The 15,027-nt window shown below is 71.1% G+C and carries 13 protein-coding genes; 3 read left to right on the top strand and 10 right to left on the bottom strand.

Translation table 11 applies throughout. The annotated features are described in order from the left end of the window. Nucleotides 1-180: 180 nt before the first annotated feature. Nucleotides 181-831 (top strand): hypothetical protein, encoded by a 651-nt coding sequence (locus ACSP50_RS41345; RefSeq protein ID WP_014695302.1) that lies wholly within the window; start codon nt 181-183, stop codon nt 829-831. On the opposite strand, the gene ACSP50_RS41340 is transcribed toward ACSP50_RS41345, so the two are convergent. The 8 genes from ACSP50_RS41340 to ACSP50_RS41305 form a co-directional block, all read right to left on the bottom strand. Continuing rightward, nucleotides 832-1,983, bottom strand: coding sequence for an N-acetylmuramoyl-L-alanine amidase (locus tag ACSP50_RS41340; RefSeq protein ID WP_014695301.1), 1,152 nt, complete (start codon nt 1,981-1,983; stop codon nt 832-834). A 122-nt stretch (nt 1,984-2,105) separates the two neighbouring features. Then, complete coding sequence (gene trxA / locus ACSP50_RS41335) at nt 2,106-2,423, bottom strand: thioredoxin (RefSeq protein WP_014695300.1); 318 nt, start codon at nt 2,421-2,423, stop codon at nt 2,106-2,108. Nucleotides 2,424-2,439: 16 nt separating this feature from the next. Further along, a complete protein-coding gene (gene trxB / locus ACSP50_RS41330) occupies nt 2,440-3,399 on the bottom strand; it encodes a thioredoxin-disulfide reductase (RefSeq protein ID WP_014695299.1) in 960 nt (319 codons plus the stop codon). A gap of 104 nt (nt 3,400-3,503) precedes the next feature. Next, entirely contained in the window at nt 3,504-4,721 is a 1,218-nt protein-coding gene (locus ACSP50_RS41325) for a hypothetical protein (protein ID WP_014695298.1), read from the bottom strand. Beyond that, complete coding sequence (gene sigM, locus ACSP50_RS41320; RefSeq protein ID WP_052311851.1) at nt 4,718-5,425, bottom strand: RNA polymerase sigma factor SigM; 708 nt, start codon at nt 5,423-5,425, stop codon at nt 4,718-4,720. Before sigM ends, ACSP50_RS41325 begins: the two co-directional genes overlap by 4 nt. A 177-nt stretch (nt 5,426-5,602) precedes the next feature. Next, complete coding sequence (locus ACSP50_RS41315; protein WP_014695296.1) at nt 5,603-7,156, bottom strand: protein kinase family protein; 1,554 nt, start codon at nt 7,154-7,156, stop codon at nt 5,603-5,605. A gap of 221 nt (nt 7,157-7,377) precedes the next feature. Then, on the bottom strand, nt 7,378-9,225 hold the full coding sequence (gene murJ, locus ACSP50_RS41310) for a murein biosynthesis integral membrane protein MurJ (protein WP_197688111.1): 1,848 nt from the start codon (nt 9,223-9,225) through the stop codon (nt 7,378-7,380). An 11-nt stretch (nt 9,226-9,236) separates the two neighbouring features. Beyond that, nucleotides 9,237-10,112, bottom strand: a complete 876-nt coding sequence (locus tag ACSP50_RS41305; RefSeq protein ID WP_014695294.1) for a hypothetical protein — start codon at nt 10,110-10,112, stop codon at nt 9,237-9,239. A gap of 49 nt (nt 10,113-10,161) precedes the next feature. On the opposite strand from ACSP50_RS41305, the gene ACSP50_RS41300 reads away from it, so the two are divergent. Continuing rightward, nucleotides 10,162-11,610, top strand: coding sequence for a CCA tRNA nucleotidyltransferase (locus ACSP50_RS41300; protein ID WP_014695293.1), 1,449 nt, complete (start codon nt 10,162-10,164; stop codon nt 11,608-11,610). A gap of 1 nt (nt 11,611) precedes the next feature. Here the strand turns inward: ACSP50_RS41300 and ACSP50_RS41295 are convergent, their stop codons facing one another. Both ACSP50_RS41295 and ACSP50_RS41290 read right to left on the bottom strand, forming a co-directional pair. Next, nucleotides 11,612-12,772, bottom strand: a complete 1,161-nt coding sequence (locus tag ACSP50_RS41295) for a WD40 repeat domain-containing protein (protein ID WP_014695292.1) — start codon at nt 12,770-12,772, stop codon at nt 11,612-11,614. Beyond that, the gene (locus tag ACSP50_RS41290) at nt 12,769-13,278 is read right to left on the bottom strand and encodes a SigE family RNA polymerase sigma factor (protein ID WP_014695291.1); all 510 of its coding nucleotides are present in this window, start codon (nt 13,276-13,278) and stop codon (nt 12,769-12,771) included. Before ACSP50_RS41290 ends, ACSP50_RS41295 begins: the two co-directional genes overlap by 4 nt. Nucleotides 13,279-13,547: 269 nt before the next feature. Here ACSP50_RS41290 and ACSP50_RS41285 point away from each other — a divergent pair, with 269 nt between their 5' ends. Next, a complete protein-coding gene (locus ACSP50_RS41285) occupies nt 13,548-15,017 on the top strand; it encodes a glycosyltransferase family 2 protein (RefSeq protein WP_014695290.1) in 1,470 nt (489 codons plus the stop codon). The last annotated feature ends 10 nt before the right edge of the window (nt 15,018-15,027 follow it).

Genomic DNA, 15,027 nt, shown 5'->3' with positions numbered 1-15,027 from the left:
AATCACTGAACGTGTGAACGAAACTGTCCATAGATTAGTCGCCACGGGCACCATCGAGAGCCGTCCGTACGGGTCGGGCATCGCCGGACACGCTCCCGCTCATGGGTGCGGCGACGTACGATTTGCGAGGCGCGACCGAGCGCGCCGGTCCGGTGTCCGAGTCGAGCGCAGGGGGTCCGCATGTCGCGACGCCTGGTCAATCTCACCCTCGACACCCTGGAGGACCTGCCGCGACCGTGCCGTCAGTGCGTGTACTGGGAGCTTGATCCGGTCTCCGCCGAGCGGGCCTGTGCCTCCGGTGACCCCGGCCTGGAGAAGGAGGCGTGGGTCTCCCAGACGCTGCTGGAGTGGGGTTCCTGCGGCAAGCTGGCCTACGTGGACGGCATGCCGGCCGGGTTCGTGATGTTCGCCCCGCCGGCCTACGTGCCCCGCTCGATGGCCTTCCCCACCTCGCCGGTCAGTGCCGACGCCGCGCTGCTGACCACGGCCAAGGTGGTGCCCGCGTTCGCCGGCGGCGGCCTGGGCCGGATGCTGGTGCAGGGCGTCGCCCGGGACCTGACCAAGCGCGGGGTGAAGGCGATCGAGGCGTTCGGCGACGCCAAGCCGGACGAGGACGCCGAGGGCGCCTGCGTGGCGCCGGTCGACTTCTTCCTGTCGGTGGGCTTCAAGACGGTCCGGCCGCACCCGCGTTACCCGCGGCTGCGGCTCGAACTGCGTACCGCGCTGTCCTGGAAGTCGGACGTCGAATATGCGCTGGAGAAACTGCTCGGCTCGATGAGCCCGGAGAAACTGCTCCGCCCGATGCCCGCCACCAGTTCGATCGAGAACTGATCAGGTCCGGTCGGCCAGCGCCATCCGCAGCGCCCGCACGTCGATCGACCCGGTCGGCACGTCCCGCTCGACCGGGAAATACATCCGCTGCACCGCGGCCAGGATCGCCTCGACGATCTGCTCCCGGAACATCGGGTTGACCAGCCGCTCCCGATCCGCCGGCGAGGTCAGGTAGCCGAGGTCGACACGCACCGCCGGCATCCGGGTCAGGCGCAGCAGGTCCCAGGTCTTGGCGTGCGTGCGGCAGTCGTGCATCCCGGTGCGGACCACGATTTCGCGTTGCACCAGCGCCGCCAGCCGCTCCCCCACCGTGCTGCTCAGACCGCTGCCGGTGCCGTAGTGGTAGGTCGCCACCCCCTCGGCCGCCTCCGACGGATGACCGTCGAGGTGCAGTGAGATCAGCAGGTCGGCGCCGAGGCTGTTGGCCAGCGCGGCCCGGTCGGTGCCACTCATCGGTTCGGCCGGCTGCGGGCCGCGGGTCAGGTGCACCCGCATGCCGGCCGCGGCGAGCCGACCCTCCAGCCGGGCGGCCAGGTCGAACACCAGGTCGGCCTCGGTCCAGCGAAGCGGGCCGTCGGGCACCAGCACACCGGTGTCGGCGCCGCCGCCGTGCCCGGGGTCGATGACGATCGTCTTGCCGACCAGGTTCGGTCCGGACTGGCGGAACGCCTCCGCCTCGCGCAGCCACTGTGGGCGGCCGCCGACCACCTTGCGGCCGAGGCGGCGCAACGCCTTCATGGTCTGCGGGCCGACCGAACCGTCCGGGGCCAGGCCGACCTCGCGCTGGAACTGGGCGACGGCGCGGGCGGTGCGGGCACCGTAGATGGAGTCGGGGCGACCCGGGTCGTACCCCATCTCCAGCAGCCGCTCCTGCAACGCATGCACGTCCTCACCGGTCAGCGCGCCCGGCACCGAGTGGAACAGGGTGCGCGAGCCGAGCCGCCAGCGGGCCCCGTCCAGGGCGCGCCACGTCTCGTCACCGACCATGCCGTCCACGCCGAGACCGCGGCTCTGCTGGAACTCGCGCACCGCGTTTTCCAGCGGCTCGTCGAAGACGTCCGGCTCGGGCTCGGCGAGCAACTCCAGGCCGATCAGGATCGACCGGATCTCGGAAACGGCAGGGCCGGTGTCTCCGCGTCGGATGGACCGCACTCACGACTCCCTAGGGGCGAGAAAGGGACGACCTTCCGGAGCGTACTCCGGCGGGCAAAAAGTGCCCCGCGTCCAAGCGCGGACGCGGGGCACCGAAAAGTGGGAAAGCCGGAAGCGGAGGATCAGAGCGCCGACTCGATGAAGTTGACCAGGAAGCTCTTCGGCTTGGCACCGGTCACCAGGTTCACCCGCTCGCCGTCCTTGAAGATGGCCAGCGTCGGCACCGACATCACCTGGTAGGCGAGCGCCGTCTGCGGGTTCTCGTCGATGTTGACCTTGACGATCTCCACCTGCGAACCCAGCTCGGACTCGGCGATCTCGGCCAGCAGCGGGTCGACCTTCTTGCAGGGCACGCACCACTCAGCCCAGAAATCCACCAGCACTGGCTTGTCGGACGCCAGCACGTCGGTGGCGAACGACTTGTCGGTGACGACCTTCACGAGGACCCTCCCGGTCTTACAGCTCGACGAATGAAGCGATGAAGCGCTCGGCGTCCAGCGCCGCGGCACAACCGGTGCCGGAGGCGGTGATGGCCTGCCGGTACGTGTGGTCGACCAGGTCACCCGCGGCGAACACGCCGGGGATGTTGGTCCGGGTGCTGGGCGACTGCACCTTCACATAGCCCTCGTCGTCCAGCTCGACCTGGCCCTTGAACAGCTCGCTGCGCGGGTCGTGGCCGATCGCGACGAACACGCCGGTCACGTCCAGCACCTTGGTCTCGTTCGTCTGGACGTTGCGCAGGCGGACACCGACGACCTTGCCGTCCGCGCCCAGGATCTCCTCGACCACCGAGTTCCACTCGACCTTGATCTTCTCGTTGTCGAGGGCGCGCTTCTGCATGACCTTGCTGGCCCGGAAGCTGTCCCGGCGGTGCACGATGGTCACCGTCTCAGCGAACCGGGTGAGGAAGGTCGCCTCCTCCATCGCCGAGTCACCGCCGCCGACCACCACGATGTGCTGGTTGCGGAAGAAGAAGCCGTCACAGGTGGCACACGCGGACACCCCGTGGCCGAGCAGTTCCTGCTCCCCCGGCACGCCGATCGGGCGCCACGCGGACCCGGTCGCCAGGATGACGGCGCGGGCGAAGTACTGCTGGTCGCCGACCCAGACGGTCTTGAGGCCCTCGGTGCCGGCCTCGGTCGGCTTGTCGGACAGCTCTACCCGGCTGACGTCGTCGGTGATGAACTCGGCACCGAACTTCTCCGCCTGGGCCCGCATGTTGTCCATGAGCTCGGGGCCCATGATCCCGTCACGGTGACCGGGGAAATTCTCCACCTCGGTGGTCGTCATCAGCGCACCGCCGGACTGCACGCCCTCGATCACCAGGGGCTTGAGCTCGGCACGGGCGGCGTAGAGCGCCGCCGTGTAGCCGGACGGCCCCGAACCGATGATGATCAGATTGCGGACCTCGTCCACTGCCGACTCCTCAAGGTTTGTGTCCACGCCGATAGAACGCCATGCTAGGCATTCACCATTCCCCCCGGTCCCGCTCGTGTCCGACCTCACGCCGGGGGTGCCGTTCAGCGTACCGGGACCGAACCGAGCGTGTCCGCGCCGCCACCGGGCAATCCGCAGTTGACGCCACTCGCCCACGCCCACTGGCCGTTGGCCGCGCTGAACCGCACCACCAGCGCCGATTTGCCGTTGAACCGGGCATAATCCAGCGATTCGGCGGTCAGCCAACCGCCACCGTTCTCCCGGGCGATCGCGTCCAGGCAGTCCTGCAACGCCTGCGGGGCGCGCAGCCGGGCCAGCTCGCCCAGCCACCGGTCACCGGCGGCCGGGCCGTTCGCCGCGGCGTCGGTCGAGGCCCTGTCCGAGGGACCGGCCGAGGCGCCGATCGCGCCGCCACCGGGCAGGCCGGAAGCGAGGCCCGAGTCGCTGTGCGGCTCCACGGGCTCGATCGCCCGCTTCGGCAGCTGTCCCAGCGTGGCCAGCGAATAGTCCAGCCCGGAGGTGAGCACGGCCGGCGCCCCCTCCGGCGACATCGCATCAGCGGCCCCGGCGGCCGCCTTCGATGCCGCGCTGTCCGACTCGGAATGCTGCTGCCCGGCCGTGTACCCGAAGAAGGCGACCGCCCCCGCCGCGACACCGATCGGCGCGGCGATCCGCAACCACCGTTTCGCCCCGCGCCGCCGCCGCTCATCAAGATCAACAACAGACTTGTGTACGTCGGTGGCCCCGCCCGCCTCGCCGGAGCCTTCGACGCGAGGCGCCCCGGAGACAGGTGTGGGGGAAGAGGCCGTCGTGGCATCCGCTTCGCCGGCGCGGTCCGTGGTGGTGGAGTCCACGGATGTGCGGCGATCCGCGGTGATGCGGTCGGCGATGGCGGAGTCCGTGGTGGTGCTGCGATCCGCGACGGTGCCCTCGACAGTGGCGGACTCCGTGGTGGTGAAGTCCGCGGGCGTGGAATCCGCGGTGGTGGCGTGATCGACCGGCGTGGCGTTCGCCGAACCGGTGGTATCGGTCAGGTTGAAGCCGGTGCCGACGGTGGCCTCCGCGAGGGCCGCGTCCAGGCGGGCGACGACGTCCACCGGCATCGGCTCGGCCGGCAGGCCGGTCAGCAGCGCGCCGACGGTGGCCATCTCCGGGGCGAGCAGCTCATACGCCTCCTGCCAGGCGGGGTCGGCGGCGAGCAGCGCGGCGACCCGGTCGGCGTCCGGGGTGCCGTCCAGGGCGCCGCCGACGAAGTCGGCGAGCAGGTCGATGTCGACCCCGTGGAAGTCCGCCCCGGTCACCGCTGGTCCCTCCCCTCACGCCCGGCCGGCTGCGGCGTCGCGCCGCCCGACCTGGATGGGACGCCGGCGGCGCCGGTCCGGTTCCCATCGTGCCCCGGCTCACTGTGAGCCTCCCGCAAGTCGCGGAGGGCGAGCGCCATCCGGGCGCGCCCGCGGGCGCAGCGGCTCTTCACGGTGCCCTCGGCGATGCCCAGCATGGCGGCTGCCTCGGCCACCCCGTAACCCTGCACGTCGACCAGCACGATCGCGGCCCGCTGCTCGACCGGCAGGGCGGCCAGCGCCTCCCGGACCAGCAGCACGGTGTCCTGGTCGGGGGTGGGCGCGACGGGTTCCGGGGCGGACCGGCGGTCGTCGCCGGAGTGGTGGTCGGGCAGCGGGACGGTCGGGTGGGCCTGGCGGCGGCGGATCCGGTCGAGGCAGGCGTTCACCACGATGCGGTGCAGCCAGGTGGTGACCGCCGAGTCGCCGCGGAATCCGGCGGCCGCGCGGTGCGCCGACAGCAGCGCGTCCTGCACCGCGTCGGCGGCCTCCTCCCGGTCGCCGGTGGTGCGCAGGGCGACCGCCCAGAGCCGGTCCCGGTGCCGGCGGACCAGCTCGGCGAACGCCTCCCGATCGCCGGCCACGTGGGCACGGACCAGCTCGGCGTCACTCGGCACGGGATCGCCCGCGCCGAGGCCGCCGGGCGGTACGTCCCGGAGTGTCACGCCAGCAATCTATGCCATCGGGCCGGCCCCCGGCGTTCCCCCACGTCACGTTCCGGCATCCGCCCGCCGGAAACGCTCACGGCACTCGTGAGCGGGAGCCGGGACCGGGCGCGAGGGAACGCGTGAGGGGCGGCTCCCCGGCAGGAAACCGCCCCTCACTCAGCGCTGTTCAGCGGCTCAGTACCCGTACAACTCAATCTCGTTGACGTTGACCTGGTAGCCCGGGGTGTCCTCGTTGCGCGGCAGCTTGGTGAGGAAGACCAGCACGTACTGATATTTCTTGTCCGGGTCGAAACCGTTCAGGATCGGCTGGTCGCCGGTGCTTACGTCGGTGCTGTCCGCGTCACTGAGCTTCTTGTACGTCTTGACGATGGTGTCGTCGCCGGCGCTGTTGTCGCCCGGGTCCTTGTCACCGACCCGCAGGTCGAGGACCGCGCCGGGGGCGGAGAGCGAGACCCGCACCTCGGACAGCGCCCGCGGCTCCTTCAGGTGGATCAGCACGCCCATGCCGGGCTTGCGGCCACCGAAGTTGGGCTGCAGGTAGTACGAAAGCTTCCAGGCGGTGTCCGGGTTGCCGTCGACCACGGCGTCGGACTCGCCGGAGTCCTTCCGCTCGCCCTGCGGCGGGTCGACGATGCGGACCATGTCGGCGGTCAGCGGGATCTTCTTCGGCTGGCCCAGCGGCGCGCCGCTGGCCGTGCCGGCGCTGCTGGGCTGGGCGCCCGCACCGGCCTGGACCGGCGACGACGGCGACGCCTCGGGATGGCTCGACTTGTTGATCGCGCGGATGCCGAAGACCAGGCCGACGATCGCGATGATCACCAGCGCGCCGACCCCGACCAGGATCTTGCGGGTGCTCCGGGCCGGCTCGGTGGGTGTGCCACCGCCCTGCACGAAGCGCAGCGGCCCGACGTCCTCGAAGTCCTCGTCCTCGGCGGCGGCGTCGAGCCGGCCGAGCTCGGCGGTGAGCGCCTCGGCCGGCGGGGCGGCGATCCGGCCGTCCAGCAGGTCCATGGTGAGGTCGTCGAGGTAGGCCGGGACGCCGGCCCGGGCCTGCCGCGGGGCGGCCGGCGCGCCGGAGCCGTCCCGGGTGGCGTCGGGCAGCGCGGACCGGCCGACCTCGGCGTGCGGCCAGCGTCCGGTGAGCGCGAAGTAGAGCAGGCCGCCGACCGCCCGGACGTCGGCCTCCGAGCTGTCCGCGGCGTCGGCGCGGGCGTCGGCCAGCACGACCCGGCCGTCGTCGCCGATCAGTGTGGTGCCCGGGTGCACATTGCCGTGGATCATGCCGGTGGCGTGCACCGCGGCGAGCGCGTCGGAGACCGAGTGGGCGATCGCGATCGCCCGGGCCGGGTCGAGCGGGCCCTCGGAGGCGATCAGATCGCGCAGCGACTCGCCGTCGACCCACTCGCGCACCACGTACGCCCGCTGTTGCTCGTCGATGGCGTCGTAGACGCCGACCAGATTGGGGTGGATCACCCGGCTGGCCGCAACCGCGGCCTGCAGCATCTCGGTGGCCGAGTCGCCGCCCGGGTGCCGGAGCACGACTGCGACCGGCCGGCGCAGCACCACGTCGATCCCGCGCCAGACCTGCCGGCCGGCGCTGTCGTTGTTGACGTGCTGCTCCAGCTGATAGCGCTCGGCCAGGATCTCCCCGACGGCGGGCTCACCGAAGGTCAAGACCGGTCCGGCCTCGTCGGCCGCGGTCTCGTGGCCTTCGCCGACCTGGGTCACCAGTCCTCCCTAGGTGGTACATGACTCGGTGCTCGGGGCAAGGGTGCTCCCGAGCACATGCCGACAACGACCATACCCGCACTCGGCCATGGACCGGCAGGTCGTCCCCCGGCGCGGCATTGGCGCGGCCTTGTACGAACGGGTGGTTTTCCGGGCAGCTCGGTGGAATCACTGCTGTTCCGGGCGGTGCGTGGCGGTGCGGCGGAGAAAAGGGAGTGGGATCAGCGGCCGAGCTTGCGGCGCACCATGCCGATCACCTGACCGACCTCCGGCACCCGCAGCAGCGTCGCGGCGATCACGAACGCGCCGAGGCCGAGCACCCCCTCCACGGCCAGCACCACCGCGGTCAGCGGGAAACTGTCATGGAGGTGCGGGGTGACCGTGTGGTGGATCAGGAACACCACGAGCAGGGTGGCCAGGCTGGCCAGCCCGGCCTTGGAGATCACCCGGAACAGCGCCCCGCCGCCCAGCCGGCCGAGTCGCCGGCGCAGCACGACGACCGAGATCACGCAGCCGCAGGCCCACGCCACCCCCTGCGCGCCGGCGATGCCCAGCACGACGTCGGCGGTCGGCAGGACCCGGGAGAGCAGGAAGGCGGTGAGGCCGCCGACGCCGGTCGAGCCCAGCGCGATCATCGCCGGGGTCCGGGTGTCGCCGAGCGCGTAGAAACCGCGCTGCAGCAGCTGCAGGACCGCGAACGGGGTGAGCGCCACGGCGAACACCCGCAGCACCCCGGCCACCATCGCGGCGTCGGCCGGCGACGACTTGCCGTGCGCGAAGACCACCAGACAGATCTCGCCGGCCGCGCCGAAGAGCACGGCCACCGCCGGCAGCATCAGGGTGAGCGACAGGCCGAGCCCCTCGCGCAGCTCGGTGACCAGCCGGTCGAAGCGGCCCTCGGCGGCGCTCTGGGTCATCTTCGGCAGGATCGCCGTGATGATCGAGATGGCGACCACGGCGTACGGCAGCTGGAAGAACATGTAGGCGTTGGTCCACGGGGTGAGGCCGACGCCGTACCTGATCCCCTCCTTGACGCCCTGCGCGCCGGCCGCGTTGGCCAGGTTGGTGTAGACCAGCAGCGCGACCTGCTGGGCCAGCACGTAGACCAGGGTCCAGCTGGCCATCCCCCAGATCTGGGTGAGCTCGGCGCGGCGGAAGTCGAAGCGCAGCCGCCAGTTGAAGCCCATCCGGTGCATCGCCGGGATCAGGCCGAGGGCCTGCACGGCCACGCCGGCGGTCACCCCGATGCCGAGGTAGGTCACCTGGCCGTCGGTGATGTTGTCCGGGGTGAGCTTGCCGTGCGTCACCGCCATGAAGGCGCCCAGCACACCGATCACCACGACGTTGTTCAGCACCGGGGTCCACATCGCGGCGGCGAACCGGCCGCGGGAGTTGAGCGAGGCGCCGGCCACGGCGCTGAACCCGTAGAAGAAGATCTGCGGCAGGAAGAAGAGCAGGAACATCGACGCGACCCGGTGCTGGGCCGGCGGGAACCTGCTCGCGTACAGGTCGATCAGCCACGGGGCGGCGATCATCGCGCCCGCGGTGATCAGCGCGAGCAGGCCCAGCAGGATGGTGAACAGCCGCTGCTCGAACTCCTCACCGTACTCGGCGGACCGGTTGCGGGCGCGGATCAGCAGCGGCACGTGCGCCGCGGTCAGCACGCCGCCGAGCAGGATGTCGTACACGATGTTGGGCATCGTGTTGGCGGTGTTGAACGCGTCCCCGAGGGCCGCGCTGCCCAGCGCCGCGACCAGCAGCGTGGTGCGCAGGAAGCCGGTGACCCGGGAGGCCAGCGTGCCGATCGCCATGATCGCGCTGGAGCGCAGCAGGCCACCACCACCCGCCTCCGGCGCCTCGGGCACCTCCGGCTCGGCGACCGAGCCGTCGGCCGGCATCGAGCTGTAGCCCGCGGGGCTCGGCGGGACGGCGTCCGCGGACGGGGGCAGGCCCGCGGAGTGGGCGCTGCGGTAGAGACCGTCGTCGCCCCGGGCCGTGTCGCTGCCGCGGTACAGGCCGCCGTTCACTGATGCCTCCAGAGCCGTACCGAGATTGTTGGAAGCCACCATAAGAGAAAAGGTCACACGTGGTGCTGCTGGAGGGTGCCCGGTTCAGCTCCGGCGAGGGTCTCCACCACCCAGCATGCCTCCAGCGGGACAAGGGGCTCACTCAGCGCGTCGAGGATCGTCGGATGATCACAACCGGCCTCGGTCAGCGCCGCCAGCAGATCGGGCACCGCGTCCAGGTGCCCGGCGTGCACCATGCGGCGGGCCAGCGGGCTCACGGCGGCGTACCAGGGTTGCAAGGGGAGGTGGGCCAGGTGTGTGGTGGCACGGCGGATCAGGTCCGTCAGATCCTCATGCGGGAACCGTCGGTCCGCGCGGACCTGGTCACCGATCTCCCCCGGGCCGCTCAGGGCCGCGATGGCGGCCTCGTCCAGCACCTGCGGTGACGGCACGGGCGGCGCCGGCCACCAGCGGTCGTCGGTGAACAGCGGCAGCGGCGCCTGCTCCGGACCGGACGGCGGCGGCGGTGGCACCGCCCGGCGCAGCGACCGGTACGCGGTCTCGCGCATCGCCGCGATCAGCGGCCCCTCGTCCGGCGCGGCGGCCGGGGCGAACGGTCCGAGCAGCGCGACCACCAGCCCGGGATGCGGCAACGTCGGGTCGGCCAGCGCGATCACCCGGGCGCACACCTCCAGCTCGGGCCAGCGCAGCGCGGCCGGGAACGGGCCGCCGCCGGGCGCCGAGCCGAGGTGGACCGGATCGCTGGCGGCCGGCCGGCGCAGGCCGAGGGCCCGCTCGTCGCCGGGCAGCTCGATCTCCAGGACGAACGCGTAACCGTCGAGCACCGGCAGCGACACCCGGAGGAACTCGGGTTCGGTGAGTTCACCGGTCCAGAACAGCGGGTCGAGGCTCAGCCGGCTCAACGCCTCAGAAACGGGCACGGGCCCCATCGTGCCCGGCGGCACTGGCGGTCACCAAGCCCGATACCCTGGTAATCCCATGTCTGTGTTGAACAATGCGTCTGTGTTGAACGAAGCCCAGCAGAACGCGGTCGCCGAGTTGCTCCGCGTCTCACCCGTCGCCGACGAGCTGGGGCGCCGCTTCGGCGCCGCCGGCCACGAGTTGCACCTGGTGGGTGGCTCGGTACGGGACGCGCTGCTCGGCCGTCTCGGGGATGACCTCGACTTCTGCACCGACGCGCACCCCGAGCAGACCCTGGCCGTGGTGAAGAGCTGGGCCGACGCGATCTGGGAGACCGGCCGCGAGTTCGGCACGATCGGCATCCAGAAGAACGGCCTGCGGATCGAGATCACCACGTTCCGCGCCGAGGCGTACGACGGGGTCACCCGCAACCCGGTGGTGTCCTACGGCACCTCGCTGCTCGACGATCTCTCCCGCCGTGACTTCACGATCAACGCGATGGCCGTGTCGGTGCCCGGCCATGATTTCACCGACCCGTTCGGCGGGCTGGCCGACCTGGCGTCCCGGGTGATCCGGACGCCGGCCGCGCCGGAGCAGTCCTTCGGCGACGACCCGCTGCGGATGCTGCGGGCCGCCCGCTTCGCGGCCAAACTGCAGTTCACCGTCGCCGAGCCGGTGATCGCCGCGATGCGCGACATGGCGGCCGACCTGGACCGGATCACCGCCGAGCGGATCCGGGACGAGTTCACCAAGCTGATGTGCGGCACCGACCCGATCGCCGGCCTGCGTCTGCTGGTCGACACCGGGCTGGCCGACCGCTTCCTGCCGGAGATCTCCGGGCTGAAGCTGGAGATCGACGAGCACGCCCAGCACAAGGACGTCTACGAGCACACGCTGATCGTGGTGATGAACGCGATGCGGCTGGAGGGCGACACCGCGCCCGACTTCGCGCTGCGGATGGCCGCGCTGATGCACGACGTCGGCAAGCCGGCCACCAAGGCGGTGGGCCGGGACGGCCGGGTCAGCTTCCACCACCACGAGGTGGTCGGCGCGCGGCTCACCAAGCAGCGGATGAAGGCCCTGAAGTACCCCAAGGACGTCACCTCCGAGGTGGTCGGGCTGGTCGCCCTGCACCTGCGGTTCTACGGGTACGGCCGGGGCGAGTGGACCGATTCGGCGGTGCGCCGCTACGTCACCGACGCCGGCCCGCTGCTGTCCCGCCTGCACAAGCTGACCCGATCCGACGTGACCACCCGCAACCGGCGCAAGGCGGCCCAGCTGGCCGCCGACTACGACGCGCTGGAGGAGCGGATCGCCCGGATCGAGGCCGAGGAGGACCTGGCCAAGGTCCGCCCCGACCTGGACGGAAACGCGATCATGGAGCTGCTCGGTGTGCCGCCGGGCCCGATCGTCGGCCAGGCCTGGCGCCACCTGAAGGAGCTCCGCCTGGACCGGGGGCCGCTGGATCGCGACGAGGCCGAGGCGGAGCTCTTCCGATGGGCCCGCGAGCGGGGCCACATCTCCTGACCTACTCGACGCCGAAGGCGACGTCGCGGTCGGCGAAGTCGTCGGGCAGTCGCATGCCGGCCAGCTTCTTGCCGGTCAGGTCGTAATAGTTCAGGTCCAGCCCCTCGGCGGTCAGGATCCGGTCGTTGCCGATGAATCGGATCTGATCGCTGACCGCCGGGTAGTCGAACCGGAAACCGGGGATGGTGCCGACCACCCGGCCGGTCGCCGTCTCGATCACCCGCAGGCCGTCCGGCTGGCTGGCGTCGGGCAGCACGACGACGTATCGGCCGTCCGCCGACCAGGCCGCCGAGCCGGCCGGGACGCCGTGGACCGGCAGCGTGCGCGACAGCTGACCGGTCGACGCCGAGTAGACCTTGACGCTCCCGACCGTGTCGGGCCGGTCCTCGGACTGCGGGACGGCCGGATCCACCTGCCCGATGGCGACCTCCTTCTCCCCCGGCAGCCAGGTGTAGAAGCAGTAGTCCGGGCAGCCGGTGTCCGGGATGGTCACATCGGTCTCCTGGCCGGTCTTCGCGTCGATGGTCCGGATGCCGCCGGCATTGAGCGACAGCAGCATCCGCTGGCCGTCGGCGGACCACTGCATGGCGCCACTGCCAGTGCCGTGGTGAAGCTGCCGGACGCCGCCGGTCTGCACGTTCAGGATGCCGACTCCGCCAACGGTCCCGTCGACCCGCACGTATCGACCGGTCGGCGCCGCGACGAACTCCTGATAGTCGATGGGGTAGACGCGGTAACGGCCGGTGGCCCGGTCCAGCGCCACGTTCCCCTCGTGCACCGTCCGGCCCGCCGACGCGGGGATGCTGTCCAGGCTGTTGAACGAGCCACGCCGGCTCACCGAGGTGATCACCACGCCGCCGGGCAACGTGATCGGCGCCTTCCACCAGTCGGTGCGGATCGCCGCGACCGGCGGCGGTGTGCTGCTCGGTGTCACACTCGGCACGACGGCCGGCGGGGCCGGCTCGGCGTGCCGCCGGAAGACGGCGAACGGCGTGATCGCCAGGCCGGCCAGCACCAGCACGGCCGCGCCGAGCGCGGTCTGCCGGCGGCGGCGGATCCGGCGGCCGCGGATCCGGGCGACCATGGCGAGGTCGTTCAGCGGTGGCGCTCCGGCGGCCAGGTCGGCGACGGTGACGCGCAGGTCACGATCCAGGTTCCTCATCGGGTGGCCTCCGTCCAGTCGTCGACGCCGAACACGTCGCGCAGCTTGGCCAGCGCGCGGGACGCCTGACTGGCCACCGTCCCGGGCCGGCAGCCGAGCACCTCGGCCGTCTCCTCGACGGTGCGGTCCTCCAGGTAACGCATCACCAGCACGGCGCGTTGCCGGACGGGCAGTGAAAGCAGCGCGGCGCGCAGTGCCAGGCGCGAGGTCACCTCCTGCTCGTGCCGTCCGGCCTGCGGCCGGTCCGGCACCTCGGCGACGGTCACCTCGTTGCGGTTGCCGGCCCGGCGCCAGGTGGAGATCCGGTCGTTGTAGATGATTCTGCGTACGTACGCCTCGGCCTCCCCGTGAATCCGCGGCCACCGTGCGTATGCCTTGGCGAGCGCGCCCTGCACCAGGTCCTCCGCGGCCTGCCGATCCCCCGTCATGGCGTGCGCGATCCGGAGCAGGGCCTGCCCCCGATCCGCCACGAACGCGGTGAACTCAGCTTCGAGCGCTTGTTTCACCGGTCACCTCCCCCCCGAATAGACGCCGACGCCCGCGAAAACCTTGCATGAGTTTCAGATCACAGCCAGTGACCAACCGGGCAGCCGTCCAGCAACGGAGCAAATGCCGTCGGGTAGCCGGGCAGGAATAGCAATAATTACCCCTTAATCGGCTCATATTCGATGTGTCTGAAAGGTTGATGCAATGCCGTTCTGAGCCTCCCTAACCTGCACTCCTGCCCGCGTCACCTGCTATTTCGCGGCGCGGGGGAAGAGGGGGGTCGAGCGGCGTGGCGGAAGAAACGGTAAGCACCGCCGCGAGACTGCTGAGCACCGGGCAGAAGGCGCTCGCCGGTGCGGCCCTGGCCGTGCTGACCGCCGGCCTGGTCGTCGCCCCCCGGGTCACCGCGGCCGTGACGGTCGGCGCCTGCGTGCTGTTCTATCTGCTCTTCGCCCTGTTCAAGGTGCTGGTCACGACAGCCGGGCGCGGGCACCGGATGCTGCTCACCGAGGTCCTGTCCTCGTCGACCCGCCAGCTGCCGCACTACGGCGTGCTGCTGCCGGTGCACCGCGAGGCGAACATGCTGCGCCGTCTGGTGGCCCGGGTCAGTCAGCTGGACTATCCGCGCGACCGGCTGCACGTCTATCTGCTGATCGAGCACGACGACGAGAAGACGCTGGCCGCCGCGGCCGCGATCGGGCTGCGCGTGCACGGCGACGGCACGGCCGCCGAGGGCCCGCTCGGCCACGTTGTGGTGGTGGTCGTTCCGCCGGGCGGCCCGAAGACCAAGCCGAATGCGATGAACGTGGCATTCCCCATTCTGGTTGCGGACGGTTGCCGCTACGTCACCATCTATGACGCCGAGGACCGGCCCGATCCGGAGCAATTGCGGCTGGCCGTCGCGACATTCCGTCTAGCCCGTCGTGACGTTGTGTGTCTGCAGGCCGAATTGGTCTTCTGGAACGACGACACGAACTGGGTCTCCGCTCTGTACTGGGTCGGTTACAAAGTGCATTTCCGGCACTTCCTGCCCGGCCTCGCCCGGCTCGGCCTGCCCGTGCCACTGGGCGGCACGTCCAACCATTTCAAGGTCAACGCGCTGCTCGAGGTGGCCCTGCCGGGCGGCCTGATCTGGGATCCGCACAACCTGACCGAGGACGCCGACCTGGGCGCCCGCCTGGCCACCGCCGGATACCGGGTCGACCTGATGGCGTCGGTGACCCTGGAGGAGGCCCCGGTCTCCAGTCGGGTGGTGGACAAGCAGCAGCGCCGCTGGAAGGGCGGCTATCTGCAGACCGCGCTGGTGCACAGCCGCCGGCCGTGGCGCGCGGCGGCCCGGATGGGCGTGCACCGGTGGCTGGCGTTCCTGCTGATGACCTACGGCACGCCGCTCACCTTCCTGCTCAACCCGCTGTTCCTGGCGCTGGCCGGGGTGTGGTTCGCGAGCGGCTCCGAGGTGATCGTCGACCTGTTCCCGGCGCCGGTCTACTACACCGCGACCGGGCTGCTGGTGGTCGGCAACTTCGGGATCATGTTGGAGCTGGTCCAGACGACGCTGGCCGAGGCGTCCCGCACCAGGGGGCGCTTCGGGCTGCTCAAGTACATGTTCATGGCCCAGGTGATGTGGCTGTGGATGAGCTTCTCGACCTACGTGGCGGTGTTCGAGATGGTCACCGGCAAGCGGGGCTGGCACAAGACGCCGCACGGGCATGCCGAGACCGACGACGACCTGGTGCTCGTGCTGCAGGGCGCGTCGTGAGAGCCCGTAC

This window comes from Actinoplanes sp. SE50/110, assembly GCF_900119315.1.
In the GTDB taxonomy this organism is placed as follows: Bacteria; Actinomycetota; Actinomycetes; order Mycobacteriales; family Micromonosporaceae; genus Actinoplanes.
The sequence above is the reverse complement of the archived record's forward strand: the minus strand, read 5'-3'. Positions and strand labels throughout refer to the sequence as shown.

Excerpts from the sequence above, each read along its gene's own strand:
- ACSP50_RS41295 (WP_014695292.1), bottom strand. The coding sequence starts at position 12,772 with ATGAGGAACCTGGATCGTGACCTGCGCGTCACCGTCGCCGACCTGGCC.
- ACSP50_RS41305 (WP_014695294.1), bottom strand. The coding sequence starts at position 10,112 with ATGGGGCCCGTGCCCGTTTCTGAGGCGTTGAGCCGGCTGAGCCTCGAC.
- murJ (WP_197688111.1), bottom strand. The coding sequence starts at position 9,225 with ATGGTGGCTTCCAACAATCTCGGTACGGCTCTGGAGGCATCAGTGAAC.
- ACSP50_RS41345 (WP_014695302.1), top strand. The coding sequence starts at position 181 with ATGTCGCGACGCCTGGTCAATCTCACCCTCGACACCCTGGAGGACCTG.
- ACSP50_RS41300 (WP_014695293.1), top strand. The coding sequence starts at position 10,162 with ATGTCTGTGTTGAACAATGCGTCTGTGTTGAACGAAGCCCAGCAGAAC.